General features: G+C 64.7%; 22 protein-coding genes. 3 read left to right on the top strand and 19 right to left on the bottom strand.

Annotated features, from left to right (window positions below; all coding sequences use genetic code 11):
* Positions 1–228: 228 nt before the first annotated feature.
* A complete protein-coding gene (locus tag ACJJV2_RS04090) occupies positions 229–570 on the top strand; it encodes a YegP family protein (protein WP_043331370.1) in 342 nt (113 codons plus the stop codon).
* Positions 571–912: 342 nt separating this feature from the next.
* Here ACJJV2_RS04090 and lon read toward each other — a convergent pair whose 3' ends face one another.
* The 9 genes from lon to nrdR all read right to left on the bottom strand — a co-directional run bounded on the left by lon (position 913) and on the right by nrdR (position 10,905).
* Complete coding sequence (gene lon / locus ACJJV2_RS04085; RefSeq protein WP_084589197.1) at positions 913–3,363, bottom strand: endopeptidase La; 2,451 nt, start codon at positions 3,361–3,363, stop codon at positions 913–915.
* A gap of 237 nt (positions 3,364–3,600) precedes the next feature.
* Positions 3,601–4,881: a DUF945 family protein gene (locus tag ACJJV2_RS04080; protein WP_043331371.1), complete on the bottom strand. Its 1,281-nt coding sequence runs from the start codon at positions 4,879–4,881 to the stop codon at positions 3,601–3,603.
* A 115-nt stretch (positions 4,882–4,996) separates the two neighbouring features.
* Positions 4,997–5,470, bottom strand: a complete 474-nt coding sequence (locus tag ACJJV2_RS04075; protein WP_043331372.1) for a phosphatidylglycerophosphatase A — start codon at positions 5,468–5,470, stop codon at positions 4,997–4,999.
* On the bottom strand, positions 5,467–6,585 hold the full coding sequence (gene thiL / locus ACJJV2_RS04070) for a thiamine-phosphate kinase (protein ID WP_405278456.1): 1,119 nt from the start codon (positions 6,583–6,585) through the stop codon (positions 5,467–5,469). The genes ACJJV2_RS04075 and thiL overlap by 4 nt, the downstream gene beginning before the upstream one ends.
* Position 6,586: 1 nt before the next feature.
* On the bottom strand, positions 6,587–7,102 hold the full coding sequence (gene nusB / locus ACJJV2_RS04065) for a transcription antitermination factor NusB (protein ID WP_043331373.1): 516 nt from the start codon (positions 7,100–7,102) through the stop codon (positions 6,587–6,589).
* On the bottom strand, positions 7,099–7,581 hold the full coding sequence (gene ribE / locus ACJJV2_RS04060; protein ID WP_405278455.1) for a 6,7-dimethyl-8-ribityllumazine synthase: 483 nt from the start codon (positions 7,579–7,581) through the stop codon (positions 7,099–7,101). The genes nusB and ribE overlap by 4 nt, the downstream gene beginning before the upstream one ends.
* Positions 7,582–7,692: 111 nt before the next feature.
* Entirely contained in the window at positions 7,693–8,847 is a 1,155-nt protein-coding gene (gene ribBA, locus ACJJV2_RS04055) for a bifunctional 3,4-dihydroxy-2-butanone-4-phosphate synthase/GTP cyclohydrolase II (protein ID WP_405278453.1), read from the bottom strand.
* 156 nt (positions 8,848–9,003) lie between these two features.
* Positions 9,004–10,158 carry a bifunctional diaminohydroxyphosphoribosylaminopyrimidine deaminase/5-amino-6-(5-phosphoribosylamino)uracil reductase RibD gene (gene ribD, locus ACJJV2_RS04050; RefSeq protein WP_404326983.1) on the bottom strand — a complete coding sequence of 385 codons (1,155 nt, stop codon included), beginning with the start codon at positions 10,156–10,158 and terminating at the stop codon, positions 9,004–9,006.
* A 258-nt stretch (positions 10,159–10,416) separates the two neighbouring features.
* The gene (gene nrdR / locus ACJJV2_RS04045; RefSeq protein ID WP_043331377.1) at positions 10,417–10,905 is read right to left on the bottom strand and encodes a transcriptional regulator NrdR; all 489 of its coding nucleotides are present in this window, start codon (positions 10,903–10,905) and stop codon (positions 10,417–10,419) included.
* Between the two features lie 400 nt (positions 10,906–11,305).
* Here nrdR and ACJJV2_RS04040 point away from each other — a divergent pair, with 400 nt between their 5' ends.
* Both ACJJV2_RS04040 and ACJJV2_RS04035 read left to right on the top strand, forming a co-directional pair.
* Entirely contained in the window at positions 11,306–11,554 is a 249-nt protein-coding gene (locus ACJJV2_RS04040) for a GlsB/YeaQ/YmgE family stress response membrane protein (protein ID WP_043331379.1), read from the top strand.
* 364 nt (positions 11,555–11,918) lie between these two features.
* On the top strand, positions 11,919–13,817 hold the full coding sequence (locus ACJJV2_RS04035) for a sugar phosphorylase (protein WP_405278450.1): 1,899 nt from the start codon (positions 11,919–11,921) through the stop codon (positions 13,815–13,817).
* A gap of 88 nt (positions 13,818–13,905) precedes the next feature.
* Here the strand turns inward: ACJJV2_RS04035 and ACJJV2_RS04030 are convergent, their stop codons facing one another.
* From ACJJV2_RS04030 to ACJJV2_RS03985, 10 genes are all read right to left on the bottom strand, one after another.
* A complete protein-coding gene (locus ACJJV2_RS04030) occupies positions 13,906–15,117 on the bottom strand; it encodes a glycosyl transferase (RefSeq protein WP_405278448.1) in 1,212 nt (403 codons plus the stop codon).
* A gap of 41 nt (positions 15,118–15,158) precedes the next feature.
* Positions 15,159–16,055: an HAD-IIB family hydrolase gene (locus ACJJV2_RS04025; protein ID WP_348471454.1), complete on the bottom strand. Its 897-nt coding sequence runs from the start codon at positions 16,053–16,055 to the stop codon at positions 15,159–15,161.
* Positions 16,056–16,359: 304 nt separating this feature from the next.
* On the bottom strand, positions 16,360–17,661 hold the full coding sequence (locus tag ACJJV2_RS04020) for a TRAP transporter large permease subunit (RefSeq protein ID WP_043331381.1): 1,302 nt from the start codon (positions 17,659–17,661) through the stop codon (positions 16,360–16,362).
* On the bottom strand, positions 17,661–18,317 hold the full coding sequence (locus ACJJV2_RS04015) for a TRAP transporter small permease subunit (protein ID WP_153636355.1): 657 nt from the start codon (positions 18,315–18,317) through the stop codon (positions 17,661–17,663). The genes ACJJV2_RS04020 and ACJJV2_RS04015 overlap by 1 nt, the downstream gene beginning before the upstream one ends.
* A gap of 166 nt (positions 18,318–18,483) precedes the next feature.
* On the bottom strand, positions 18,484–19,566 hold the full coding sequence (locus tag ACJJV2_RS04010; protein WP_405278444.1) for a TRAP transporter substrate-binding protein: 1,083 nt from the start codon (positions 19,564–19,566) through the stop codon (positions 18,484–18,486).
* A 92-nt stretch (positions 19,567–19,658) separates the two neighbouring features.
* Positions 19,659–20,543 carry a FadR/GntR family transcriptional regulator gene (locus ACJJV2_RS04005; protein ID WP_405278442.1) on the bottom strand — a complete coding sequence of 295 codons (885 nt, stop codon included), beginning with the start codon at positions 20,541–20,543 and terminating at the stop codon, positions 19,659–19,661.
* A gap of 222 nt (positions 20,544–20,765) precedes the next feature.
* Positions 20,766–21,047 (bottom strand): DUF6506 family protein, encoded by a 282-nt coding sequence (locus ACJJV2_RS04000; RefSeq protein WP_153636358.1) that lies wholly within the window; start codon positions 21,045–21,047, stop codon positions 20,766–20,768.
* Between the two features lie 277 nt (positions 21,048–21,324).
* Complete coding sequence (glyA, locus tag ACJJV2_RS03995; protein ID WP_054555546.1) at positions 21,325–22,587, bottom strand: serine hydroxymethyltransferase; 1,263 nt, start codon at positions 22,585–22,587, stop codon at positions 21,325–21,327.
* A 232-nt stretch (positions 22,588–22,819) separates the two neighbouring features.
* On the bottom strand, positions 22,820–25,543 hold the full coding sequence (locus tag ACJJV2_RS03990; protein ID WP_405278439.1) for an ABC transporter permease: 2,724 nt from the start codon (positions 25,541–25,543) through the stop codon (positions 22,820–22,822).
* Positions 25,536–26,339, bottom strand: coding sequence for an ABC transporter ATP-binding protein (locus tag ACJJV2_RS03985; RefSeq protein WP_405278438.1), 804 nt, complete (start codon positions 26,337–26,339; stop codon positions 25,536–25,538). The genes ACJJV2_RS03990 and ACJJV2_RS03985 overlap by 8 nt, the downstream gene beginning before the upstream one ends.
* Positions 26,340–26,422 lie beyond the last annotated feature (83 nt).

Raw genomic sequence — 26,422 nt, 5'->3', positions numbered from 1 at the left:
CTCATGGGTCAACGCTGTCTGCCTAGGGTCAATTCTGTCATGTACCGGCCCCGCTTGCCTACCAGATAGCGCCGTCCACGCCATCAGCAGCCCCGAAAGATGCCGACAAGCGCCGAAAGCGTTGAATGAAGCGGTCTCTAGCGTGGGCCTGCGGCGGGAGGCGCTGATTACACTGAAGGACGACACATCAGGCAATGCCAGACACCCCACAAGGAACAGGAGTCACCCATGGCCGGAAAATTCGTCATCACTCGGGGCAAGGACAGCAAGTTCTACTTTGCGCTGAAGGCAGGCAACGGCGAGAAGATCCTGCAGAGTCAGGGCTATGCCGACAAGCGCGGCTGCCTGAACGGCGTGGAGTCCGTGCGCAAGAATGCCGTCGAGGAAAAACGCTTCACTCGGGAAGTCGCCAAGGACGGACGTTTCTATTTCACGCTGCTGGCCGCCAACAGCCAGCAGATCGGTCGCAGTCAGATGTACAAGTCGGAATCCGGCCGCGACAACGGCATCGCCAGCGTCGGTCGCAATGCCGCCGAGGCGGCCGTCCTCGAGCAACTCGACACCGCCTGAGAACGAACCAGGCTGACCAGCCCCTTTCCCGATCACCCTCCCGATCATTCTTCCAATCGCCCTTCCAATCGCTCTCCCAATCGCTCTCCCAGACTCTCCCGGAATCGCCAGACCCAAGCCAAGGAAGAAGAAAGCACAGCAAGAAGAAAGCACAGCAAGAAGAAAGCACAGACAGCAGTAAGCACAGGCAGCAGAAAGCACAGCAACGACAGAGGCCCCGCCAATTGGCGGGGCCTCTGTCGTATTGCGGCTGACTTCGGCGCTGGTTGAGCTCAACATCTGGCGCTCAGGGCCTGGCAATCAGCGCTTGTCACTCACGCCTCGCCGCTGATCACACACCACTCAATGACGCTGGGCGCTGTCACTGTCGAAGACCACACGCGAGACATCCGCGTAGCGCGCCGCGAAGTGCACGATCATGCCTTCCTTCAGGTATTCCGGCAGCTCATCGTAATCGCGCTGGTTGGCCTGCGGCAGAATCAGCTCGTAGATATCACTGCGCCGTGCGGCAATCACCTTCTCGCGGATACCGCCCACCGGCAGCACCTGACCGGTCAAGGTCAGCTCACCGGTCATCGCCAGCCCCTTGCGCGGCGCCTGATGCTTGGCCAACGACATCAACGCCGTGGTCATGGTCACGCCGGCGCTGGGGCCGTCCTTGGGCGTCGCACCTTCAGGCACGTGCAAGTGAATGAAGGACTCGTTGAAGAAGTCCGCCTCGGCATCGTAGGCCTCGAGATTGGCCAGGGTGTAGGAGTAGGCGATGTTGGCCGACTCCTGCATCACGTCGCCCAGCTTGCCGGTCAACTTCAAACCACGTGTCAGGCCATGCACCCGGGTAGCTTCGATGGGCAGGGTCGCACCGCCCATGCTGGTCCAGGCAAGCCCGGTCACCACGCCTTCACCAGCCAGGACCTTCTCGCGACGGAAGATCGGCGCACCGAGGAATTCCTCGAGATTCTTGACCGAGACCTTCACGGTCGGAAGCTCCTCTTCCAGCAACTTCACCGCCGCCTTGCGCACGATACGGTGCAGCTGTTTCTCCAGCTGACGCACGCCGGCCTCACGCGCATAGCCCTCGATGACCTGACGCAGCGCGGCGTCACTCAGATTGATGCGCTTCTTGGGGATGTTGTCGCGGGTCAGCAGCTTCGGCCACAGGTGGTGCTTGGCAATCGCCATCTTCTCCTCGGCGATGTAGCCGGAGAGGCGAATCTGCTCCATGCGGTCCAGCAGCGGGCCGGGAATGCTATCCAGCGTATTGGCGGTACACACGAACAATACCTTGGAGAGATCGAGGCGCACATCGAGGTAGTGATCGAGGAAGTCGACGTTCTGCTCCGGGTCCAGCACCTCGAGCAGCGCCGAGGCTGGGTCGCCCTGGAAGGACTGCCCCAGCTTGTCGATCTCATCGAGCATGATCACCGGATTCTCGACCTTGACCTCCTTGAGCGCCTGCACCAGCTTGCCGGGCATGGCGCCCACGTAGGTGCGGCGATGGCCCTTGATCTCGGACTCATCGCGCATGCCACCGATCGAGAAGCGATAGAACTCACGACCCAGCGCCTGGGCGATGGAGCGCCCGATGGAGGTCTTGCCCACGCCGGGCGGGCCGACCAGCAGCAGGATCGAGCCGCCGACATCGCCCTTGAAGGTGCCCTCGGCCAGAAACTCGACGATACGTGACTTCACATCATCCAGCCCATCGTGATCGCGATTGAGCACGGTGCGCGCATGCGCCAGATTGAGCTGATCGGTGGAGGTGATGCCCCACGGCAGCGAGGTCAGCCAGTCGAGATAGTTGCGTGTGGTGCCGTATTCCGGCGAGCCGGTCTCCAGCACCGACAGCTTGTCGAGCTCATCATCGATGCGCGACTGGACCCGCTCCGGCACCTTGAGCTCGTCGAGACGGCCGCGGAAGGTATCGACGTCGTTCTCGCGATCATCCTTGGAGATGCCCAGTTCACGCTGGATGACCTTGAGCTGTTCGCGCAGGAAGAATTCGCGCTGATGCTTCTCCATCTGCGCATTGACCTGCTGGGAGATCTCGGTCTGCAGCTGTGCGACCTCGATTTCCTTGCGCAGCAGGGGCAGCACCTTCTGCATGCGCTCCATCACCGGCAGCGACTCCAGCACCTCCTGCAGCTCAGCGCCCTTGGCCGAGGTGATGGCGGCGGCGAAGTCGGTCAGCGGACCCGGTTCATGCGGGCTGAAGCGGTTGAGATACTGCTTGAGCTCCTCGCCGTACAGCGGGTTGATCGGCAGCAATTCCTTGATGCCGTTGATCATCGCCATCGCGTAGGCGCGCGCCTCATCGCTCTCGGCATCGACCGGCTCACGCGGGTAGGTGACCTCGACCAGATAGGGAGGCTTGCGCGACAGCCAGCGCGTGATGCGGAAGCGGCGCAGTCCCTGGGCGATGAACTGCACCTGGTCATCGCCGTCTTCGGGCTTGTGGACGCGCACGGCGGAGCCGATCTCGGGGAAGTGCTCGACCCCCAGCTCATCCACCTCGACATCGCCGACGAAGGCCAGACCGACAGCATGATGCGGCGTATTGCCGACCAGCTGCATGGTCTCGGCCCAACGCTGCTTGTTGATCACCAGCGGCTGGACCTGGGCCGGGAAGAACGGGCGATTGTGAATCGGCAGCAGGTAGATGCGCTCCGGCAGCTGGTCACCACTCGGCACCAGCCCACCCGAGGCAGAAGAAGAAGGCTCTTGTGACTGGCTGTCATCCTCGAAGCCGGCAAGAATATCGTCGTTATCGGAAATCTCTTCGTGACGTGGCATGCAACCCTCATGAAACCAGGCCTCGGTTGAGGCGATCATCTCCACCAATGCGGCCAGTTAGCCACTTTATCAAGGCAGGCTTGCCGCACCGGGGGCGCAACACTGCGTGTTCAGGGTGGCACCTGATGCGCCCCCTGGAAACGACAATGCCCGCCATGAGGCGGGCATTGTCGTTTCCAGCATACTGCGTGGCGCTGGCGTCACTGATCGCTCGTGATACCGCGTCTCGCATTCCCCTCAGTAGATCGGGGTGCCGTTGATCTTCACGCTGTCACCGTCGATCTCGACCACGAGATTGCGATCGGCGGCCTGCGGAGAGACACCCGCCATCATGGCCATCATCGGCGGCACGTTGCGGAACTCGAAGCGCCCGCTCAGACGATTCAGGAAGGCCTGCTGACCCGGCACGGTCTGCAGCTCCTGGATGGTCAGATCAGTGATGTCGGCACCATCGAGAATCATCTGGCCATCACCTTGCATGTCGACACCGAAGGCATCGCTCTTGGCATTCAGCGATTCCAGCGTCATGCGCGGAGAGGTGCTCAGCATGGTGAACAGCGGCGCTTCGACCTTCTCGAGGATGGCGACCTGCTGCTCTTCGCTCAGCTCCTCGAACGGCTTGCCCGCTTCTTCCAGCAAGCCCTGCAGCTGGGTGATGAAGTCATAGACGGCCGCACCCTGCAGACGGTCGATCGAGATGGACACGTCGCCGCTGGCCATCTGCTGATCACCCGCGCTGACATCCTGCACCGACAGCTTCATCAGATAGCGCAGCTCGGTCGGGTCCAGGCGCGTTTCGCCGCTGTAACGGATATCACTGGCGACCACCGGCGGCTGACCGGTGCCGTTGTCGATGGTCAGGGTGTCCAGCACGATCTTGTCGTCCTGGCGGAAGTCATTGTCCGCCCCACGATAGATGCCGTTGAGGCTCAGGGTGCCGACGCTGACCTTCTCGGCGCCATTGGTGATATCGAACGGCGTGATCTCACCATCCACGGTAATTTCCGGCGTGTCACCGCCATCGTGGGAGGCCAGCAGCTCGCCGCCCTGGAAGTCGATGCGCGTGCCGCTCTCCGGGTCCTGCCAGTCAAAGGCCGGCAAGGTCAGGGTGGTGTCGCTGGCACCGCTGAAGTTGTCGACGCTGCCATCGAAGGCGATCGCCTTGCCATCGCCGAGCACTTCGGCGAAGACGTCGCGTGACGGCGTACCGTACAGCACCTTGACGTTGCCCTGCATGGTGGTCGACAGCAGGCCGTGGCCGGCTTCATAGGGCAATACGATGCGCATGGGACCTTCACCGTCCCCGGTGGCGAGTTCCATCTCTACCCGGCCCGTGGAGCCGAACCAGCCGCTGTCGACATCCTCACGGGTCGCCTTGATGTCGGAGCTCCTGTCGAGCTCTGCCACCATGCGGGCCATCTCATCTTCAAAGCGCTGGCTTGAGTAAGCCACGCCGCCGACATAGCCGGCTGCCCCGATGACGACCACTGCCGTCGCGGTTACCAGTCCCTTGCCCATCGCATTAACCCTTGTCCGTTATTGGAGCATCACACCGTCTGCGCGGTGCCTCTTGTCGCATCTGCTTCCATCAGTGAAACATGTGCGTGAGCCTCGCCGCCAAGGCAGCGAAGCGTCAGTGCAACCACAGCCACAGATGCATCGTCGACCAGGCATAGATACCGGCGAAGACGTCATCCAGCATGATGCCGAAGCCACCGGCAACCCGGCGGTCGGCCCAGCGAATCGGCCATGGCTTGAGAATATCGAAGACCCGGAAGACCACGAAGCCCCATAGCGCTGCCTGCCAAGAGAATGGCACGGCGGCCATCGTGATCCAATAGCCGACGAATTCGTCCCAGACGATCCCGGAGTGATCATGCACGCCGAGATCGCGCGAGGTGCGATCACAGATCCAGATCCCGACCAGCGACGCGACCAGCACGATGGCCAGATACGGCCACAGCGTGAGGTTGGTCATCAGCCAGTAGAAAGGGATTGCCGCGAGAGTACCGAAGGTGCCCGGTGCAAAGGGCGCGGTACCACTGCCCAGCCCGAAGGCCAGGAAGTGGACAGGGCGCCGCCAGACACTGGCGGGAGCGCGATTCATGGTGCCACCCCGTTCGCGTTGCTTGACGACGCATCGTCGCAGGAGCCGTCTGGCCCAGAGGCCTGCGTGACAGAGACCTGTGTGTCAGAGCCCTGTGTGGCAGAAGCCTTCGAGGCAGAGAAATGCTGCCAGCTACGCCCTGATACTGCCTGCTCCACGCCATCTTCCAGCAGGTGAACCCGACTGGCCTCTCCAGTGGAGGCATGCATGTGACCGATGACGGTCAGCGAGAGATTCAAGGCGCGCAATGCTGTCATGGCAGCCTCGAGGTTCTCTTGGGGCAGCGTGAGCAACAGCTCGTAATCGTCGCCGCCATTGAGGACCGCCTCGCGGGCGCCCTGCTCGCCCAGCGCCGTGATCAGCTCCGGCGCCAGCGGCAGTTCGCCAAGCTCCAGCGCCGCCGACAGCTGACTGGCACGACAGATGTGTGCCAGGTCGCCCATCACGCCATCGGAGACATCCAGGCCCGCACTGGCCAGCTCACGCAGCGCCAGCCCCGCATCGACCCGCGGTTCTGGTCGCAGGTAGGCCGCCAGGCAAGGATTCAGCACATCGCGTACGCCATCCTGCCAGGCCTTGAGACCGGCATGCGCCAACCCCGGCAGGCCGGTGACCGCGATGAGATCCCCCTCACGGGCGCCGTCACGTCGCAGAATCGGGCGGGTCACGCTGTCGGCCTGCTGGGCGGGCTCGAGCACGCACGGCAGCTCGCCATGCACGGTGATCGTGATGGAGAGCGGGCCGCGCGTGACGTCGCCGCCTACCAGCGCGATGCCGTAGCGATCCGCCAGCGCGTGGAAACCGGCCGCAAAACCATGCAGCCAGTCTTCATCCACGTCCGGCAACGTCAGAGCCAGCAACGCCCAGCGCGGGGTCGCGCCCATCGCCGCCAGATCAGACAGATTGACGGCCAGGGCGCGATGGCCAATGGACGCCGCAGGCGCATCCGGCGGGAAGTGCACCCCCGCCACCGAGGTATCGACACTGACCGCCATCTGCATGCCATCACTGGCGGCAAGAAGTGCACAGTCGTCACCCGGCCCCAGCAACACGCCCGGTGCCCCGGACAGATCGCGCTGGAAGTAGCGGGCAATCAGCTCGAATTCACCTGGCATGTCAGCGCAGGCGGGCCTGGGTCACCTCGGCACTGCGCAGCTTGACTGCCAGCTTGTCGAGGATCCCGTTGACGTACTTGTGCCCGTCGGTGGCACCGAAGGTCTTGGCCAGCTCGACCCCTTCGTTGATCGCCACGCGATACGGCACTTCCATGCGCTTGGACAGCTCGTAGGCGCCCAGACGCAGGATGGCCAGCTCGATCTCATCGAGGTCCTGCAGGCGACGGTCGAGCAGCGGGCTGATGCTGGCATCCAGTTCTTTCTGGAAGCGCGGCACGTTGTGCAGCAGCTCGTGGAACAGGGCCTGGTCGGCGATGCGCATCACCTCGACCCAGTTCTCGTGCAGCTCGACGTCATCGTCGACCTGTTGACCACGGAACTCGGCTTCGATGGTGGTCATGTTCTTGCCGGTCATCTGCCACTGGTAGATGCCCTGCACAGCCAGCTCACGAGCGGCGCGACGCGCCTGCTGCTGCTTGGACGGCTCGCGCTCGGTACGTTCCTTGCGTTCGCTCACGCGTCACCTCCCAGGGCCTTGAGCAGGGAGACCATTTCCATCGCCGCCATGGCCGCTTCGGTACCCTTGTTGCCAGCCTTGGTGCCGGCACGCTCGATGGCCTGCTCGATGGAATTCACCGTCAGCACGCCATTGGCGACCGGGGTGTCGAATTCGAGCTGCAGACGCGACAGCGCGGAGTTGCACTCACCGGCGACGTATTCGAAGTGCGGCGTACCACCGCGGATCACCGCACCCAGTGTGATGACGGCGTGCGGCTTGACCTTGGCCAGCACGGCCTTGACGGCCAGCGGAATTTCCCAGGCACCCGGCACGTGGATCAGGTCGATGTTTTCCTCATCGACGCCGTGGCGTACGAGAGAATCGACCGCGCCCTCCACCAGGCTGTCGACGACATGGTGGTTGAAACGCCCGACGACGATGACGTAACGGCCATCGACATTGGTGAAAGTGCCTTCGAGTTGAGCAATCGGTTGCATGGTCAGTCCACAATGCTAGCGCCCCGGAGAACCGGGGCGGGGATATCAATCATACCGGGGAAGGCCGCCAGAATTGCGCGACCTCCCCCGCCATTTGGGGTGCCGAAGCGCTTACGCGCCTGCGGCGTCTGCGCCTGTCTCGCCTGCCGTGTCATCACTGCCGACCAGTTCGACCACTTCGAGGCCAAACCCGGACAGGGCAGAGAATTTCCACGGCGAGCTGAGCAGACGCATCCGGCCGACACCGAGATCCCGAAGGATCTGGGCGCCGGTACCGGTGGTCAGATAATTGCCCGCACCATCGGATTCGTTGGTGCGCGGCGTACGACGTCGTCCGAGGAAGACATCGAGACGATCCTTGTAATCCATCGCGTCGCTGCCGGTGTCCAGCAGTACCAGCACGCCGGCATCGGCGGCGGCGACTTCGGCGAGCGCATCATTGAGCGCCCAGCTGCTGCTGCCCTGCTGACGCAGGGTCAGCAGGTCACGCATCGGGTCCTGCACGTGCACGCGCACGGTGGTCAGAGACTCGGCGTCCGGCGTGCCCTTGACCAGCGCCAGATGGTGACGGCCCTGGATGCGATCGCTGAAGCAATGCAGTGTCAGCTCACCGAAGGCGGTCTCGACCTGCTCGCTGTCCAGCACTTCCACGGTCTGCTCATTGTGGATGCGATATTCGATCAGGTCCGCAATGGTGCCGACCTTGAGGTCGTGCTCGGCGGCGAAGCGCTCGAGCTCTTCACGACGCGCCATGCTGCCGTCGTCGTTCATGACCTCACAGATCACGCCGGTCGCGCCAAAGCCCGCCATGGACGCCAGGTCACAGGCCGCCTCGGTATGGCCGGCACGACGCAGCACGCCACCCGGTTCCGCCATCAGCGGGAAGATATGCCCCGGCTGGACGATGTCCTGCGGGCGCGCATTGCGCGCGGCGGCAGCCTGCACGGTACGGGCGCGGTCAGCCGCCGAGATGCCGGTGGTGACGCCTTCGGTGGCCTCGATGGAGAGCGTGAACTTGGTGCCGAAGCCGGAACCGTTGGCCTGAACCATCAGTGGCAGCTGGAGCTGTTCGCAATGCTCACGCGACATCGGCATGCAGATCAAGCCACGCGCGTGGCGTGCCATGAAGTTGATGTGCTCGGCTGTCACGGCTTCCGCGGCGATGATGATGTCGCCTTCATTCTCACGATCCTCGTCATCCATGAGGATGACCATCTTGCCTTGCCGGATATCCTCGACGAGTGCTGCGATGCCTGATAGCGCCATGCTTGCTCCACTTTACGGGCTGCGCCGGCCCATGCCGGACCCACGCGTATTATCAAAAAGTCGGGCGTCAGGGTACCCCGCCACCCCGTTTTGCGCCAGCACCCAGCGACGCCGCTGTCGCCAGACGGCGGCAAGTGCTTGCGTGACAAGAAGAAATCAGTCGCCGCTCTCCTGCGGGTCTGGCGATGCTACTGGCACCGCGGTGATGCGCCAATCACGCCCCACCGCCCGGATATCGCGAATCTCGACCCGGCGCTGCTGCGCCATGTGATCCAGCCCCGGCAGCGCCAGCAGCGGGCGAGCCTCGCCGCCCAGCAGCGTCGGGGCCATGAAGAGCTGCATCTCATCGACCAGCCCCGCATTAATCATGGCCCCTGCCAGTACCGCGCCGGTTTCCAGCAGTACCTCGTTGGCCTGCTCGTGCTCGGCCAGATAGCGCAGCAGGGCCTCGAGGTCCACGCGGCCATCTTCGCCTGCCGGCAGCGCCAGCACCTCGGCACCGGCCGCCTCCAACAAGGTACGTCGCTCAGCCAGCGCCGCTGTCTCATCCGCGACACATACCAGCAGCGTACGACCGGATTGCGCCAGAATGCGCGCCGCCAGCGGCAGACGCAGGTGGCTGTCCACCACCACGCGCAACGGCTGACGTGCCACCAGCGCCTCGAGCCCCAGCGGATGGTCTTCGAGCCCGAGCTGGTCGGCACGCACGTTGAGACGCGAATCATCGAAGATGACCGACTCGATGCCGCTCATCACCACGCTGGAGCGCGCGCGCAGACGCTGCACGGCACTGCGCGCTTCGGGGCCGGTGATCCACTGGGATTCGCCGGAAGCCATCGCCGTGCGCCCGTCCAGACTCATGGCCTGCTTGAGGCGCACGAAGGGCCGACCGCGCTCCATGCGTGACAGGAAGCCGGGATTGAGCGCTCGCGCCTCCTGCTCCATCACCCCGACCGTCACCGCGATGCCCGCGCCCTGCAGCAGCGCGATGCCGCGCCCGGCAACCTGCGGATTCGGATCACGCATCGCGATCACCACCCGCGAGACGCCCGCCGCGATCAGGGCCAGTGAGCAAGGGCCGGTACGCCCGGTGTGGGAGCAGGGCTCCAGCGTCACATAGGCCACGCAGCCCAGCGCGCGCTCGCCCGCCTCTGCCAGCGCATTGACCTCGGCATGCCCTTCCCCGGCACGCACGTGAAAGCCGCTCGCGATCACCTCGTCGGTCTCGGCCTCTACCAGCACACAGCCGACACGCGGATTGGGCTGCGTCGTGTAGCTGCCCAGTCGCGCCAGGCGCAGGGCGTGGGCCATGTGGCGCGCATCACGCGCCGAGGGAGCACTGCGTTCGTGAGAGTGGCTGTCACGGGGAGCATGAGAAGCATGAGGAGAAAGAGACATGCGATACCTTGGCGTGAAACGAGAGAAGGTCAGGCGTAGCCCAGGCGGTGGTCAATACTTCGATGCCTGAGGCCTGAGGTCTGAGGCAAGGCCTGAGCCACGCAGCGTGACGCGACAGGACCAGCAGGCGCAGGCCTCGAGGGCATCTGCAAGGATGGCCGTGTCGAGGCATCAGGGCCGCGCGTCTTCCTCGCCCGGCAGGAAACTGGGCTCCTGGGCGAGACGGTCGATCTCGGCGCGGAACTCATCAAGATCCTGGAAGCGACGATAGACCGAAGCGAAGCGGATATAGGCGACCTGATCCAGCCGCTTGAGCTGCTGCATGACCTCATCCCCGATGCGCCGCGCCTCGATCTCACGCTCGCCGGTGGCACGCAGACGCTGACGAATGCGCTCCACCGCGGCCTCGATCAGCTCGGAGGAAACCGGGCGCTTTTCCAGCGCGCGCAGCATGCCGGCACGCAGCTTGTGCTCATCGAAGCTCTCACGCGAACCGTCACCCTTGACCACGCGCGGCATGACCAGCTCCGCCGTTTCGTAGGTCGTGAAACGCTCACCGCAGGCCGCGCACTGGCGACGCCGCCGCACCTGGTCACCCTCGACCACCAGTCGGGAATCCGTGACCTTGGTTTCATGAGTTCCACAGAAGGGACAGTGCATGTTGGAGAGCCTGCTTGGGTGCGAGGTGGCTGCGGCCCCGCGCGAAGCACAGAGAGGAAGTGGCGCAGCGCAGCCGAATGACAGCGAATGGCGGGTATTGTAACCGTTAAGGCCCCGCCACGGGAGCCTATGTCAGCCCCGACCTATCTGAACTAGCCTTGGGGAGCGACCAAAGGGCGACAGGAGTTTCCTGCATTGTCGCCCCGGGGGGGGCGGGCACCGCGGCGAAAGCGTCAATCAACCTGCCCGGCAGGCTTGAAATCCCCGCGCGATAACCGAAAGATGACATCAGGGTGCAGCGCCTCACAAGGACGCTTGCCCGAGCCGTGAAATCCTTTCACGACTGGCGGCGGATGATCTCTGCCGCGAGATTGATCACGATGACGCAAGGAGCTGCGACATGGGAATCATTGCATGGATCATATTCGGTCTTATTGCCGGCATCATCGCCAAGGTGATCGTGCCCGGCAAGGACCCGGGTGGCATCATCGTCACCAGCATCATCGGCATCCTGGGTGCCGTGGTCGGTGGCTGGGTCGGCACCCTGATGGGCTTCGGTGAAGTGACGGGATTCAATCTGGCCAGCTTTGTCATCGCCGTGCTCGGCGCCGTCATTCTGCTGATTCTGTATCGCGTGCTGCGCAAGTAAAGCATGTCATGAAGCGCAGTGGCGTCAGCTCGCTGCAGGCCACATGACGCCGGACAGGACGGCCAGCCAGCACATGCAGGCTGGCCGTCCTGCCTTGCAGGCTTGACGAATCTGGCCCGAGGCGTGCATGACTCATGAGTAAAGTCGCCAGGCCGTCACCCACGGGCGCCGCTCAGCGATGCGCTATTCAGGGATTTCACCAAGCGACGGCCAGCCGACTTCATCTGATCTGTGATTTCCAGTCTTACCACCGGCCCCCGCAGGATTGCGCCGGCGGGCTTCCCGAAGATCACCCGCGACACGCTCTGCCCATTGCGGCTCATGAGGCAGAGTCTGACCGCTTTTGCTGCCACGAGGATTGCCCATGTCCGATACGTCATCTCCCGATCACTCGACATCCACTGCCTCCGATCCTGCGCCGAGCGAGGGCAGCGCCAGGCCACGGGCCAGAGTCTCTCTCGCCAAACGCCTCTCGCAAGCTGATTTCCAGGCACACGCCACGCGCCTGCTCGCCGAGATCTACCCACAGCGTCATGAGGAAGTCCTCAGACGCCTGGAGACGGTGCTGGATTTCCATCGCACGCGCCTTTACCCCCGCGTACCGGAAGGCGAGCCGCTCTGGAGCGAGCGCGACCAGTGGCTGATCACCTACGGCGACAGCCTGCAGCAGGAAGGCGAGGCGCCACTGGCGACCCTGCACGACTTCCTCGCCAGCCGACTGGACGACAGCCTGTCCGGTGTCCACGTGCTGCCCTTCTTTCCGTGGAGCAGCGATGACGGCTTCAGCGTCATCCACTATCGCGAGGTCAATCCGGTCCTCGGCGACTGGCAGGACATCCGGCGCCTGAGCGAGCAGCGCGACCTGATGGCAGACCTGGTCATCAATCACTGCTCACGCGAGTCACTGTGGTTCGCCGATTATCTGGCCGGCGTGCAGCCCGGCCGCGACTACTTCATCGAGATGGACCCCGACACCGATGTCTCCGAGGTCGTGCGCCCGCGCCCATCTGCCCTGCTCACGCCGGTGCATACCCGTCGTGGCCTGCGCCATCTTTGGGCAACCTTCTCGGATGACCAGATCGACCTGAACTTCGCCAATCCCGATGTGCTGCTCGAATTCATCGGCATCCTGCTTTATTACCTCGAGCAGGGCGCGGGCATCATCCGCCTCGATGCAGTGGCCTTCCTGTGGAAACGCCAGGGCACCTCCTGTATCCACCTGCCGGAGACACACGCCGTGGTGCGCCTGCTGCGCGCCATCGTCGACCATCTGGCGCCGGGCAGCCTGTTGATCACCGAAACCAACGTGCCCCACGCCGAGAACATGTCCTACTTCGGACTCGATCGCCTGTCACAGCACGACCTCACCGCCATCGAGGGCAGCGCCCAGGCCGATGAAGCGCACCTGATCTATCAGTTCACGTTGCCGCCGCTGACCCTGCACACCCTGACCTCCGGCGATGCCAGCGCCCTGACCCAGTGGGCCACCAGCCTGCCATCCCTGCCTTCCGGCTGCAGCTACTTCAACTTCACCGCCAGTCACGATGGTATCGGCGTTCGCGCCCTTGAGGGCCTGCTGCCCGATCACGAGCGCGACACCCTGGTGCGGCTGGTGCATGACTTCGGTGGCTACGTCAGCATGCGCGCCAACCCCGGGCGCGCCGACACCCCCTATGAGCTCAACATCAGCTACTTCGATGCGCTCAAGGGCACGCGGCGCGGCCAGGACCCGTGGCAGATCGAGCGCTTCATCGCCAGTCAGACCCTGATGCTGAGCCTGCAGGGCATCCCGGGGCTATACATCCACTCGCTGACCGCGACCCCCAACCACCAGGAAGGCGTCGAGCGCGATGGCCACCTGCGCGCCATCAACCGCCGCAAGTGGCAGCGCGATGAACTGGAAGCGCTGCTGGCAAGCCCCAACACCGCGACCCATGAGGTCTTCCACGCCCTCAAGCGCCGCATGGCACTGCGCCGCAACGAACCCTGCTTCCACCCGGATGCCGACCAGAATGTCTTCGATGTCGGCCCGGATTTCTTCGTCTTCGAGCGCGTCACCCATGAAGGGCGTCGCCTGCTGTTCGCCCTCAATGTCACCGATCAGCCGCGCGTGCTGCCGCTGCCGGAAAGCTGGCAAGGCGTCGCGCTGACCGACCACCTGTGCCACGACAAGGCCTACGACCCCACCATGGCTCGCCGTCCCTATCAGGCGGCCTGGCTGATGGAGCAAACCGTGCGCCCGCCGGCCATCGAGGTTGTCTGACGCCCTCTTTTTCTCCTCCTGCCAACGACAACGGGGCTGCCAGTGGCAGCCCCGTTGTCGTTGGTCTTGCTGTTTCCCGCCGCGAGCGTTACTGGTTGTCCAGCTCCACCGCTTCGTGCATGCGCTCGAGCAGGTCCGGCACGGCTGACTGCACCCGGTTCCAGCTCGGAATGAAGGGCTTGTCGCGCGGATTGTCGAGGAAGGCGCTGCCGGCATCCATGATGTTGGAGGCGAACAGCTCCACCGCCGCTTCCTCACTGTGACGATCCACCGTCAGGCCATTCATGACGGCATCGTTGTAGTAGGTCTCGATCAGGTCCAGCGCGATACGGTAATAGGTCGCCTTGATGGTACGGAAGGTCTCGCCGTGGATCTCGACGCCAAGCGTGGCCAGTTTGCGATACATGGCCTTGGCGATGTCCAGACTCATGCGATTCAAGCCGCCCAGTGCATCTTCCTCGGACAGCGGCTGATGCTTGTGATCATAGGCATCAGCGATATCCACCTGACACAGGCGCTTGGTGGAATAGTTGCGATGGACCTCTGACAGCACGCCGATCTCCAGCCCCCAGTCGCTGGGAATGCGGATATCCGCCAGCACGTCGGTGCGCATCGAGAACTCGCCGGACAGCGGATAACGATAGCTGTCGAGATAATCCAGGTACGGCAGCGGGCCATAGACCTTCTTGAGTGCGCGGATCAGCGGCGTGACCATCAGGCGCGCCACGCGGCCGTTCAGCTTGCCCTGGGCGATACGCGAGTAGTAGCCCTTGCAGAACTCGTAGTTGAACTGCGGATGGGCCACCGGGTAGATCAGGCGCGCCAGCAGACCGCGGTCATAGGTGACGATATCGCAGTCATGCAGCGCCACCGCCTCGGCGATGCCCGAGGACTGCACGTAACCGGAGCAGTACCAGACATTGCGCCCCTTGCCGGCCTCCATCGGCGCCAGGCCATGCTCGGTCAGCTCCTCATCCAGCGCCCGCAGACGCGGGCCGTCGTTCCACAGGATGCGGTGATGCTGCGGCAGATGTGAGAAGAACTCCTTGGCATGCTCGAACTGGTCACGGTCGGCGCGGTCCAGCCCGATCACGATCTCGCTGAGATACGGCACCTGGGCCAGTTCATCGACGATATTCTTGAGCGCAGGGCCTTCCAGCTCGGAATACAGCGACGGCAGAATCAGGCTCATCGGCCGCTTGCGGGAGAAGCGCATCAGGTCCGCTTCGAGATCTTCCACCGGACGATCGGTCAGGTTATGGAAGTTGGTGATGATGCCATTCTGGTAGAAATCGCTCATGTCAGCTCCTTGTCATGCCGAAGACACGCATCAGGCAGGCGTCAGGCGCCCAGACCTCTGGATGTCCATTCTTCCGGCTGGCCATTGGCCAGCCAGTGACGCAATCCCTCGACCCATCCCTGCGGTCCGGGGAGATTGGCGCGAAAACAGCGGCGTTCATCCGCCAGTTGCGGATAATCGGCAAGCTCCCGATCACGTTGAGAGGTATCACCGACGCCGGGGATCAGCACAGCGTTGTCGACGGCGGCCAGCAGCGGCAGGTCATTGGCGCCATCGCCGAAGCCCAGCGTCCAGGGGCGTACCCTCTCGCAGAGCCGGTAGCGGGCGATCAGATAGCGCGCTGCCACGCCCTTGTCGCTGTCCCCGGTCACATGGTGGAAGCGCCCACCACGTGTCAGCTTGAGGCCATGACTGGCCAGACGCGTGCGAAAGTCCTCAAGACGCTCCGGCGCGTCGCGCCACACCAGCGGTTCACTGGCATCACGCTGTCCCGCCAGGGCCGCGTCGCCCTCCCCCAGCCCCGTCAGCTCACTGATTCTCGCCACCGACATCGAGGCGAAGCCCTCGAAGGCGAACTCCCCGCTCAGCTCCTCCAGCACCGCGAGAATCCTGTCGCGGGGCATCGCCACCGCGATACGACACAGGCCGTGTGCATCCGGGGCGCTGGCCTCTTCCAGCGGGTAGGCGCTCAGCCAATCGGCCGGCAACGCCACCACGCCGCCGTTCTCGGCGATCCACGGCTGGCCCGCCAAGCCCAGCGAGTCCATCAGCGGCGCCAGTTCGGCCGCCGTCTTGGAGGTGTTGGGGACGATCCAGGCACCGCGCGCGCGCAGGCGGGTCAGCCAGCTGCGCGCCGGGCCCGGCGAGTAATCGTGGTGATCCAGCAGCGAGCCATCCAGATCGGTCAGCAACAACAGCGGTGCTTGAGTCTCTGACATGTGAACTCTCCTCGTGAAGTGCTGCAGCGTGTCAGGGGTCACCTCGACAGGATCTCGTGGCACCGGACAGGTATTGCAAGAGCATTGCAGGGAATGTGCCAAGATGGTGCAGCTGCCATGACAGCCTGACCCCTCTCACCGTGACCGTGTTTGTGCGTCCGCTCATTTGCACCATAAAAGAGCACAAAGACTGCCTTGCATGATGCCTCGCCACACGACGGCGCAAATCTTTCGTCACCAACGACGACGCCCTCGCATCTGCGAGGGCGTCGAGTCTTGGGCAAGCGGGTAACGTCTGTAGAGCCTAGACCAGCCACAGCGACAGTTGCGGCCACAGTAGCAACATCGCCAGCACGCACAGCTGGATGGCGATGAACGGCAGCAGCGAGACGAAGATATCCTTGAGACTGATGCCTTCCGGTGCCACGCCTTTCAGATAGAAGGCGGCAGGCCCGAAGGGTGGCGACAGGAAGGACACCTGCATGTTGACCGCGAACAGCACACCGAACCATACCGGGTCGTAGCCGAGCTGCACGATGATCGGCACGAAGATCGGCAGGGTCAGCATCGCGATGCCGATCCAGTCGAGGAACAGCCCCAGCAGCAGCAGGATCGCCATCATCACCATGATGATCGCCAGCGGCGGGATATCCAGGCCGAGAATCATGCTCGACACGAAGCGGTTGCCGCCCATCAGGTTGTAGACCCCGACCAGCGCCGCCGCGCCGATACCGATCCAGATGATCATGCCGCAGGTGTTCATGGTCTGGGACAGCGCACGCTGCATCAGGGTGATGGAGAACTCGCCGCGCAGCATCACCGCCACCAGCACGCCGAAGCTGCCCATCGCCGCGGCTTCGGTCACCGAGGCCACGCCACCGTAGATGGAGCCCAGCACCAGCCCCGCGATGACCGCCGGCACACCGATGGCCTTGAGCAGCTCACGCTTGCTCTGGAAGCTGGCGCGGCGCTCCTCCTCGGGCATCACTGGCCCCAGCGAAGGGTTGCGCAGACAGCGGATCAGCACGTAGATGATGTAGCTTGCCATCAGCACGATGGCCGGGGTGATCGCCGCAGTGAACAGGTCCGCGATCGACTGGTTGGCGATCAGGCCATAGATGATCAGCACGATGGAGGGCGGCATCATGGTGCCCAGCGAGCCGCCGGCACACACCACGCCGATGGCGATGTGCTTGTCATAGCCGAGCCTGAGCATCTGCGGCAGCGCCAGAATCCCCAGCAGCACGATCTCGCCGCCGATGATGCCGGACATCGCGGCGAGGAAGAACGCCACCACGATGGTCTGGATCGCCACGCCGCCGGGCAGTCGCCCTGCCATCACGCGCATGGCATTGAACAGGTCCTTGGCGATGCCTGAGCGATCGAGCAGCGAGGCCATCAACACGAACATCGGCACCGCCACCAGCGAATACTCGGTGACGAAGCCATAGACACGACTGGTGACCAATGGCAGCGCCATCGGGCCGAACCAGCCGAAGGTGTAGGCCAGCGCGACCAGGCCGGTGACGAAGGCCAGCGGCAGGCCGGTGACCAGCAGCGCGAAGATGCCGCCGACCAGCAGCATCGTAGCTGTTGCGATATCCATCAGCGCGGCTCCTTGTGGTCAGCTGTAGCGTCGGGAGCGGCATCGGAAGTGGCGTCGGATGCGCCACTTCCCTCACTGCCGCCCTCGGGCGGACGGGGCGAGAAGAAGGTCTGGTAGAGATGCCACAGCGCCTGCAGGGTCATCACCGCCAGCGCGAACAGGATCACACCCTTGGTCAGCGCCGGAAACGGCGGATTCCATGAGGTGCCGGAACGCTCCAGCTGCCACTCGCCCAGCGGACTGTGCGAGGCACGCCAGAACATCACCCAGCCCGCATAGCTCATCGCCAGACAGAAGACGAACGTCATCACGTCATTGAAGCAGTCCAGCACGTAGCGAAAGCGCGTGCCGACCAGGTCGTAGAGCACACGCACGCGAATATGGCGATTGTTGGCCAGTGCCGCCGGACCGCCCAGCGCGAAGCTGGTCGCGACCAAAAAGATCACCGTCTCATGCACCCAGGAGGTCGGCGAATCGAGGCCGTAGCGCATCACCACTTCGAATACGCTGATCGCCATCGCCAGCAACACCAGCCACGCCGCGGCGCGCGTGCCCTTGCCCACCAGGCGGTCCAGCGGTGTCCGCGTGCCCAGATTCGGGTCGTGGTCATCCGACGCCTCGGGTAGCCCCGGCGACGCCACATCATGTTCTGCCATATCGAATTCCTTGCTGACTCGCTGCCTCAAGGAGAATCGGCGCGCCCAGTGAGCACGCCGACCTTGATCTCCCGCGTCGTTATCGTTCTGCGATCGTGTCGCCAAAAGCGTGGCTAGCTGCCTCTTGCCACACGGCGGCTGGCGCCCACCCCGCGCGCCAGCGGGCTCACATCAGGTTGCGGTCGGTCAGGAAGCTGACCACGGACTCGTAGACCTTGCCGGTCAGCTCATTCTTCTCGGCCCACACCTTCCACTCCTGCTGCGCGATGCGACGGAACTTGGCGCGCTCCTCCGGCGCCATGTCGATCACCTCGATATCCGGATTGGCGCGCGCCGCGCTCACCGCCTTGATGTCACGCGCCTTGAGGGTGAAGACCATGTCGTAGGCCATCGCGTCGGTGGCGGTCTCCATGATCGCCTTGAGGTCCGCCGGCAGGCCGTCCCAGATGCCCTTGTTCATCGACACCGCCACCATCGGCAACGAGTGGAAGCCCGGGTAGGACGGGTACTTGGCGAAGCTGTGCAGGCCCTGGTCATCATTGGTGGCGAAGACGGTGTAATCCGCCGCGTCGATCACGCCCTTCTCCAGGCCGGTGTAGACCTCGGAGCCCGGCAGGTTGACGGGCGCCGCGCCGGCCTTCTGGAAGATGTTGTAGACCATGCCTTCCGGGGCACGCACCTTGAGGCCCTTGAGGTCATCGACGGTGCGCACCGGCTTCTTGGAGACGAAGGACTCAAGCCCGGTGGCGCCCGCGCCGATCAGGTGCACGCCGTAGGGCTCGACCAGCTCGTTGTAGAGCTCCTCACCGCCGCCGTGCTGCATGTACTCGAGATATTCCAGCGGGTCACCCCAGGCACCCACCAGGTTGCCCAGCATGCCGAAGGCCGGATTCTGGCCCGAGAAGTAGGACGGATCGGTCAGGTGGCCCTGCAGGATGCCGGCGCTGACGGCGTCCAGCGTCTGATTGGCCTGCACCACGGCATTGACCGGCAGGATCTCGATGGCGATGCGGCCATCCGACATGGTCTTGATGCTGTCGGCCCAGGCCTTCTTGACCTCGAACTGCGGCTCCCCGGCCGTCTCGGAGGTCTGGAAGGTCCATTCGTACTCGGCGGCCCAGCTCGGTGTGGCGATCAGCGTGGCGGCCACGGCGGTGGACAGGGCCAGCGCCTTGAGCGTGACACGGGCGGGAGCGACAGTGGTGAGCGGCGAGGTAGTGGTGAGCGGCGAGATAGTGGAACGCGGCATGGTGAAACTCCTGGCTTGTTGTTATGACGTTCTAGGGTCAGTGGAAGACGTGCAGGCACTTCCCGGCGTGGCGAAACGCCGCGAGGTGCCGTTCACTCGCTTGATAGCGGTGCAGACAGGCTGGGCAGCTGGCCGAAGCGGCGCAGCAGCTCCAGCGGTTCCTGGGCGCGCCCGGCGGGATGGCTACCTTCAGAGGCCGCAGGCATGGCAAGCCCGAGGTCCTGGCCGGTGCGGTCCAGCACATGCAGGGTCGCGGCGTGGGCGGCATCGGGCTGGCGCAGACGAATCGCCTCCATCACCGCGCGATGGCGGCCGAGGCTGTCACCCAGCTCCGAGGCATTGTGATTGGAAGTCGCCACCAGCAAGCTGATCGACGGCTTGAGCACATGGCCAAGCTGCGCCCAGATGACGTTGTGGGTCGCGGCGAAGATGGCGTCGTGGAAGGCGATATCGGCGCGGTCGAACTCCTCCATGGCGCTGCCGCCATGCACCGCAGCGGCCATGCCGTCGTAGGCCTGCTCGATGGCGGACAGGTCCTGGGCGGTGGCCTCGGTGGCCGCCAGGGCGGCGACGAAGGGTTCGATGGAGATACGGAAGGCGTAGATGTCCCGTGCCAGCTGCGGATGCGGCATCGCGTAGCGCGTCATCCAGCCGGTCACGCGCGGATCGAGCAGATGCCACTCGCTGAGCGGATTGACGCGGGTGCCCTGGCCGGTGGTGCGGGTGAGAATCCCGGCATTGACCAGGCTCTGGATCGCGGTGCGCACGGTGGCGCGGCTCTGGGCGTGCTGATCGCACAGGTCCAGCTCACGAGGAATCAGGCTGCCCGGCGGGTAGCGATTCTCGAAGATGGCCTGCGCCAGCCATTCGGCGACATCGACACGCGCGGTCGCGGTGTCGCCAGCTGAGGCAGACGTTCCAGAAGAGGCATTGGTGCGCGGGCTGCCGCCAGCGGCACTCGTGGGAGGCGTGGTCATGATCGAACGTTCCTTGATGGCGTGGCGCGTCATTTGTTGCTCGCGCACATCCTTCACGGGATGCATCGCGGCGCGCTCTTGTCCGTCAAGGAATAGCCCATGTCAGACATGCCAACAAGACACCCTAGACCAAGGGTGAGACCCGACTTTGGTCACACCTTTACGCAACTCCATGTTGCGCAAGGACTATTCAGGTACTGGCAATTTCCCCGTGTGCTGGCGTCAGGCCGTGAATCGCACGCGGCCGATCGACACCGTACGCTCGGCACCGCTGTCCGCGACCACCGTTCTCAGCGCTGCCTCGCCTGCCGCGCCGAAGCTAGCCGACAGCTCGATCTGGCTGACGCCCTGGGCGACCAGCTCACTGACCAGCCGCTCGGCCGCTCGCAGCGTCCCCAGCGTGGCGACGGAAATGCGGACCTCGCCGCTGCCCTGACTGCTCAGTGAGGTATTGCCGCTGTTCTCGACCAGGATCAGAAAGGCATGGTGCTGCATGACGGCCATGAAAGCCTCCTTGCACGAAGATGAGCAGAGTGTGTCCGGCATCGAGAATAGCGTAGCGCGTCCGCTCCCAGGCACAGGCTGATCTTTCTGAGCGCTGGTTGACCACTCTCCCACCCCGCTGTGCATCACACCACTCGGCCTCGGCTGGCCGTGGTGCGGGCACAAAAAAACGCCTGCCGCTTGCGCGGCAGGCGTTTCTTGTCTGGTGCATGACAGCGTTACGCCACTGTCAGCACTGCTGCGGTGAGGGCCAGCCGGGGTGGCACCTCGTCACGCCTCAGGCGTAGACCGGCAGACGTGCACAGACGGCGGAGACCTTGGCCTGCACCTCGGCTTCGGCAGCGGCGGAATCGCCGGCGACCATCGCATCGAGGATATCGCAGATCCAGCCGGCCAGTTCCAGACACTCCTGCTCCTGGAAGCCACGCGTGGTGACGGCCGGGGTACCGATACGCAGACCGGAGGTGACGAACGGCGACTGCGGGTCACCCGGTACGGCGTTCTTGTTGACGGTGATGTGGGCACGGCCCAGCGCAGCGTCAGCGTCCTTGCCGGTCAGGCCCTGCTTGACCAGAGACAGCAGGAACAGGTGGTCTTCGGTGCCGCCGGAGACGACTTCGAAGCCGCGCTCCAGGAACACGGAAGCCATCGCCTTGGCGTTCTTGACCACTTGCTTCTGGTAAGTGGTGAAGGCCGGGTCCATCGCTTCCTTGAAGCAGACCGCCTTGGCCGCGATGACGTGCATCAGCGGGCCGCCCTGGCCGCCCGGGAAGACAGCGGAGTTCAGCTTCTTCTCGATGTCGGCATTGCCTTCGGCGGACAGGATCAGGCCGCCACGCGGACCGCGCAGGGTCTTGTGCGTGGTGGTGGTGACGACGTGGGCGTGGGGCAGCGGGCTCGGGTAGACGCCAGCGGCGACCAGACCGGCCACGTGGGCCATGTCGACCAGCAGGTAGGCACCCACTTCGTCGGCGATCTTGCGGAACTCGGCCCAGTCGATGATCTGGGAGTAAGCGGAGAAGCCGGCGATGATCATCTTCGGCTTGTGCTCACGCGCCAGACGCGCGACTTCGGCGTAGTCGATCAGGCCGTTCTCGCCCAGACCGTACTGCACGGCGTTGTAGTGCTTGCCGGAGAAGTTCGGACGTGCACCGTGAGTCAGGTGACCCCCCGCGTCCAGGCTCATGCCCAGAATGGTGTCGCCCGGCGAGACCAGCGCCTGGAAGACGGCACTGTTGGCCTGGGAACCGGCGTGCGGCTGAACGTTGGCGTAGGTAGCACCGAACAGTTCGCAGGCACGATCGATGGCCAGCTGCTCGACCTTGTCGACGAACTCGCAACCGCCGTAGTAACGCTTGCCCGGGTAGCCTTCCGCGTACTTGTTGGTCAGCTGGGAGCCTTGCGCCTGGATGACGCGGGGGCTGGCGTAGTTCTCGGAGGCGATCAGCTCGATGTGAGCTTCCTGGCGAACGACTTCGTCGTCCATGGCGCTCAGGAGCGCATCATCAAAACCGGCAATCTGCATGTCACGGGTGAACATCGGGTGTCCTCGCCTGAAGGGTGATGACGACAGCGAATTCCGGCGCGGCCGGCTCGCCATCTGGGGGTAAGATCAGGACCAGCATGATACCTCAGCCAGCGGTCCGATTCACATGAATCAGCATCATTGTTAACGCAAGACGGCCCCATGACCGAGACAGCGATCATGAGGCCGCAGGTTGACGTCGTCAGGCGTCATCATCCGGCACTGCGATGACGAGGCCTGATGGCGCTCACTGCAGGGCGCGCAGCCCCGCCATAGGCGGCTGGCGCCTCACTTCTCTCGACAGCCAGAAGCCCAGCCCGCCGATCAACACGCCACCCGCCAGCGGCAGCAGCACCCACAGCCACGGATGCAGCACCACCGGCAGCCCCAGCCAGCCGGAATAGAGTCCGACCGCCGCGCCTTCGGCGAGCATCGCCGCCAGCAGCCCACTGAGCAGGCCGAGCAGCACGAACTCAGCGGCCTGCAGGCGTGCCAGCAGTCCCTGGCCTGCGCCGAACACCTTGTACAGCGCGCCTTCGTGCTCACGTGCCGGGCGACTGGCCACCAGCGCCGCGTAGAGCACGCTGGCCCCCGCCAGCAGCACCAGCCCCAGAATCAGCTCCACCGCACGCGACACCTGGGCGATCAGCTCCTGCACGCGGGTCAGGATGGCGTCGATATTGATCAACGACACGCTGGGGTAGTCGCGCACCAGCGGCGCCAGCTTGCGCTCGTCCTCGAGATGAAACGCCGTCATGTAGCTGTGGGCGAAGCTTTCGAGCGCGCCGGGCGGGAAGATGACGTAGAAGTTGGGCAGGAAGCTGTCCCAGTCGACATGGCGCAGATTGACCACCTGCGCCTTGACGGTCTCGCTGCCGATGGTGAACGACAGGCTGTCACCGATGACCAGCCCCATGCGCTCGGCTAGCTCCTCCTCCATCGACACCGGCACACCCCGCGTGGCGGCGAGGCGGCTGCGCGCCTCGCTGTCTGCATCGGCGAAGTCACTGATCGGCGTCCACTCACCCGCCGACAGGCGGTTGTGGTCCGGCAGATCACGATGCCAGGTCAGGTTCAGCTCACGCTGCGGGACGCCCTGCTGCTCGCCATCCCCCTCGTCGCTGCGTCCTTCCTGCATGCCGCCTGCCGCCGGCTGATCCGACTGGGCTGCCTGCAGGCGCTGCTGGGTGCGTCCCAGCAGGGATTCGCCCTTGAGCGCCGTGATGCGTCCACGCACCATCGGGTAGAGCTCGCTCTGGCTGTCGCCGGCCTGCTCATCCACCATCGCGGTCAGCTGCTCGCCGAAGGCCTGCTGCTCTCCAGGCTGGATATTGATCGCGAAGTGATTGGGCGCATTGGTCGGAATCTGCGCCTGCCAGCGGGTGATCAGGTCACCGCGTACCAGCGCGATCAACGCCATCGCCGCGAAGGTCACGGCAAAGGCGACCAGCTGACCGAGGCTGGCACCGCGTCGCCTGGCCAGCATGCCGCCGGCGAGGCGAATCGGCCGGCTCCAGCCGCCCTGACCGCGCATGCGTGCCACTACCTTGAGCATCAGCGACAGCAGCAGCTGCCCCACCACCATCAGCAGACCCAGCGCGATGATGCCACCGACCAGCAGGCCGGCCGCCAGCATGAGGTCACCCGAGTAGAGCCACATCAGGGCGCCGAACACCAGACTGGCGATCGCCACCACTACCCACGCCGAGGCAGGCAGCGGGGCCAGTTCACGCCGCAGCACCTTGAGCGCGCTGACCTGACGCAGGCGCAGCAGCATCGGGCCGGCGAAACCGACCAGCACCGCCAGCGCCGTCAGGATTCCCAATGCCAGCGGCAGCGGCCCCGGTGCAGGCAGCTCCAGTGGCAGGAAGCGCTCCAGCAGCGCCACCAGCCCCATCTGTCCCAGCAGGCCCAGCACCGCACCCCCGGTACTCGCCAACAGGGCCAACCAGCCAAGCTGGGCCGCGAACAGCCGTGACAACTGACGCTGAGAGGCACCGAAGCAGCGCCACAGCGCGGCGCTATCCAGATGACGCTCCACATAGCGGCGCGTCGACATCGCCACCGCGACCCCGGCCAGCAGTACCGCCACCAGCCCGGCCAGACTCAGGTACTTGTCGGCACGCTCCAGTGAGCGCCCCAGACGCGGGCGGTCTTCGCGCACGTCCTTGAGGCGTACCTCGGCGTTGTCGGCACTCGCCAGCAGCGGCGCGATGGCGTCGCGTGCCTGCTGCACCGCCGCCGGATCGCCCGCCGCCAGCAGGCGATATTCCATCCGCGAGCCGGGCTGGATCAGACCGGTGGCGTCGAGATCTTCCATGTTGAACATCAGGCGCGGACTGAACTCGGAAAAGCCGCCCTGCTGATCAGGCTCACGCGTGATCAGGCCACTGATGGTCAGCTGCTTGCGTCCGACCGTCAGGGTATCGCCGACCTCGGCCGACAGCGCCATGGCCAGGCGCGGCACGATCCACGCCTCGCCCGGCGGCGGGATCTCCGAGCGTGAACTGGTGCCTGACGCCTGAGCCTCCTCACCCGAGGCATCCGACTCCAGTTCCACCCGGCCGGCAAGCGGATAGCCCGGCGACACCGCCTTGAGACTCGAGAGCACGAAGCTGTCGTCGTGCGAGGCCATCGAGACCATGCCCAGCTGCGGCGACATCTCAAGCCCCGCTGCGCGGAAGGCCTCGGCGAAGCGCGGGTCGAGCGGGTTGCTGGACTCCAGCACCAGGTCTCCGCCGAGCAGCTGGCTCGCCTGGCGATTGAGTCCACGGTCGAGACGATCCAGGAAGAAGCCGATCATGGTGGTCGCGGCGACCGCCAGCATCAGCGCCAGAAAGAGCGCGCGCACATCACTGGCGCGCAGGTCACGCAGCAGGCCACGCAGCGCCAGCGGCAGGCGCGCCCCACGCGGGCGCTGCGCGTTGGCGGAAGATGTCGCCGCGCGGTCAGACACCCGGGGCTCAGACATCGTCGCCTCCTTGTGGCGTCGCCACGGCCGGCGCACTCGCCTCATCCTTCCACTCCACCAGCTTGCCGGCCTCGAGATTCAGGCAGCGATCACAACGCCTGGCCAGCGTCAGATCATGGGTGACCAGAATCAGCGTGGTGCCCCGCTCGCGGTTGAGGGTGAACAGCAGCTCCGCGATGCGCTCGCCGGTGGCGGTATCCAGATTGCCGGTCGGCTCATCGGCGAACACCAGTCCCGGCCCCGCGACGAAGGCACGCGCGATGGCCACGCGCTGCTGCTCGCCGCCGGACAGATGACGCGGCAGGTGATCGAGTCGCTCTCCCAGCCCGACCCGCGTCAGCCAGTCACGCGCCTGCGCCTCGATATCGCCCTGCGGGGCCAGCTCCAGCGGCATCAGCACGTTCTCCAGCGCCGTCAGCGTCGGCAGCAGCTGGAAGTTCTGGAACACGAAGCCGACCTGTCCCGCGCGCAGCGCCGCACGGCCATCCTCATCAAGCCCTGCAAGCGAACTTCCGAACAGGCGAATATCACCCTCGCTCGGGCTGTCCAGCCCCGCCAGCAGGCCCAGCAACGTCGACTTGCCGGAACCACTGGCCCCGATGATGGCGACGCTCTCCCCGGCCTGCACGGCAAGCTCCAGGTCCTCGAGGATGGTCAGGCGCCCTTCGCCACTGGTCACCCGCTGCGCCAGCCCGCTCACTTCCAGCACCGCCGCAGGCGTTGCGCTGGCCTGCGCGTCTGACGAGGTTTGATCCGACGCATGCGTCGCGTCGTTAATGGAGGCGTTATGTGACATCGTGTCTGCTCGCTTATGGTAGAGAACGGGGTGGGCACGAACTCCAGACCCCGAAACGGGTATGAATAGTGTGCAGATGATGG

The sequence above is a fragment of the Cobetia sp. Ld8 genome, assembly GCF_045066615.1.
Taxonomy (GTDB): domain Bacteria; phylum Pseudomonadota; class Gammaproteobacteria; order Pseudomonadales; family Halomonadaceae; genus Cobetia; species Cobetia amphilecti.
This window is presented reverse-complemented; position numbering and strand designations above follow the sequence as displayed.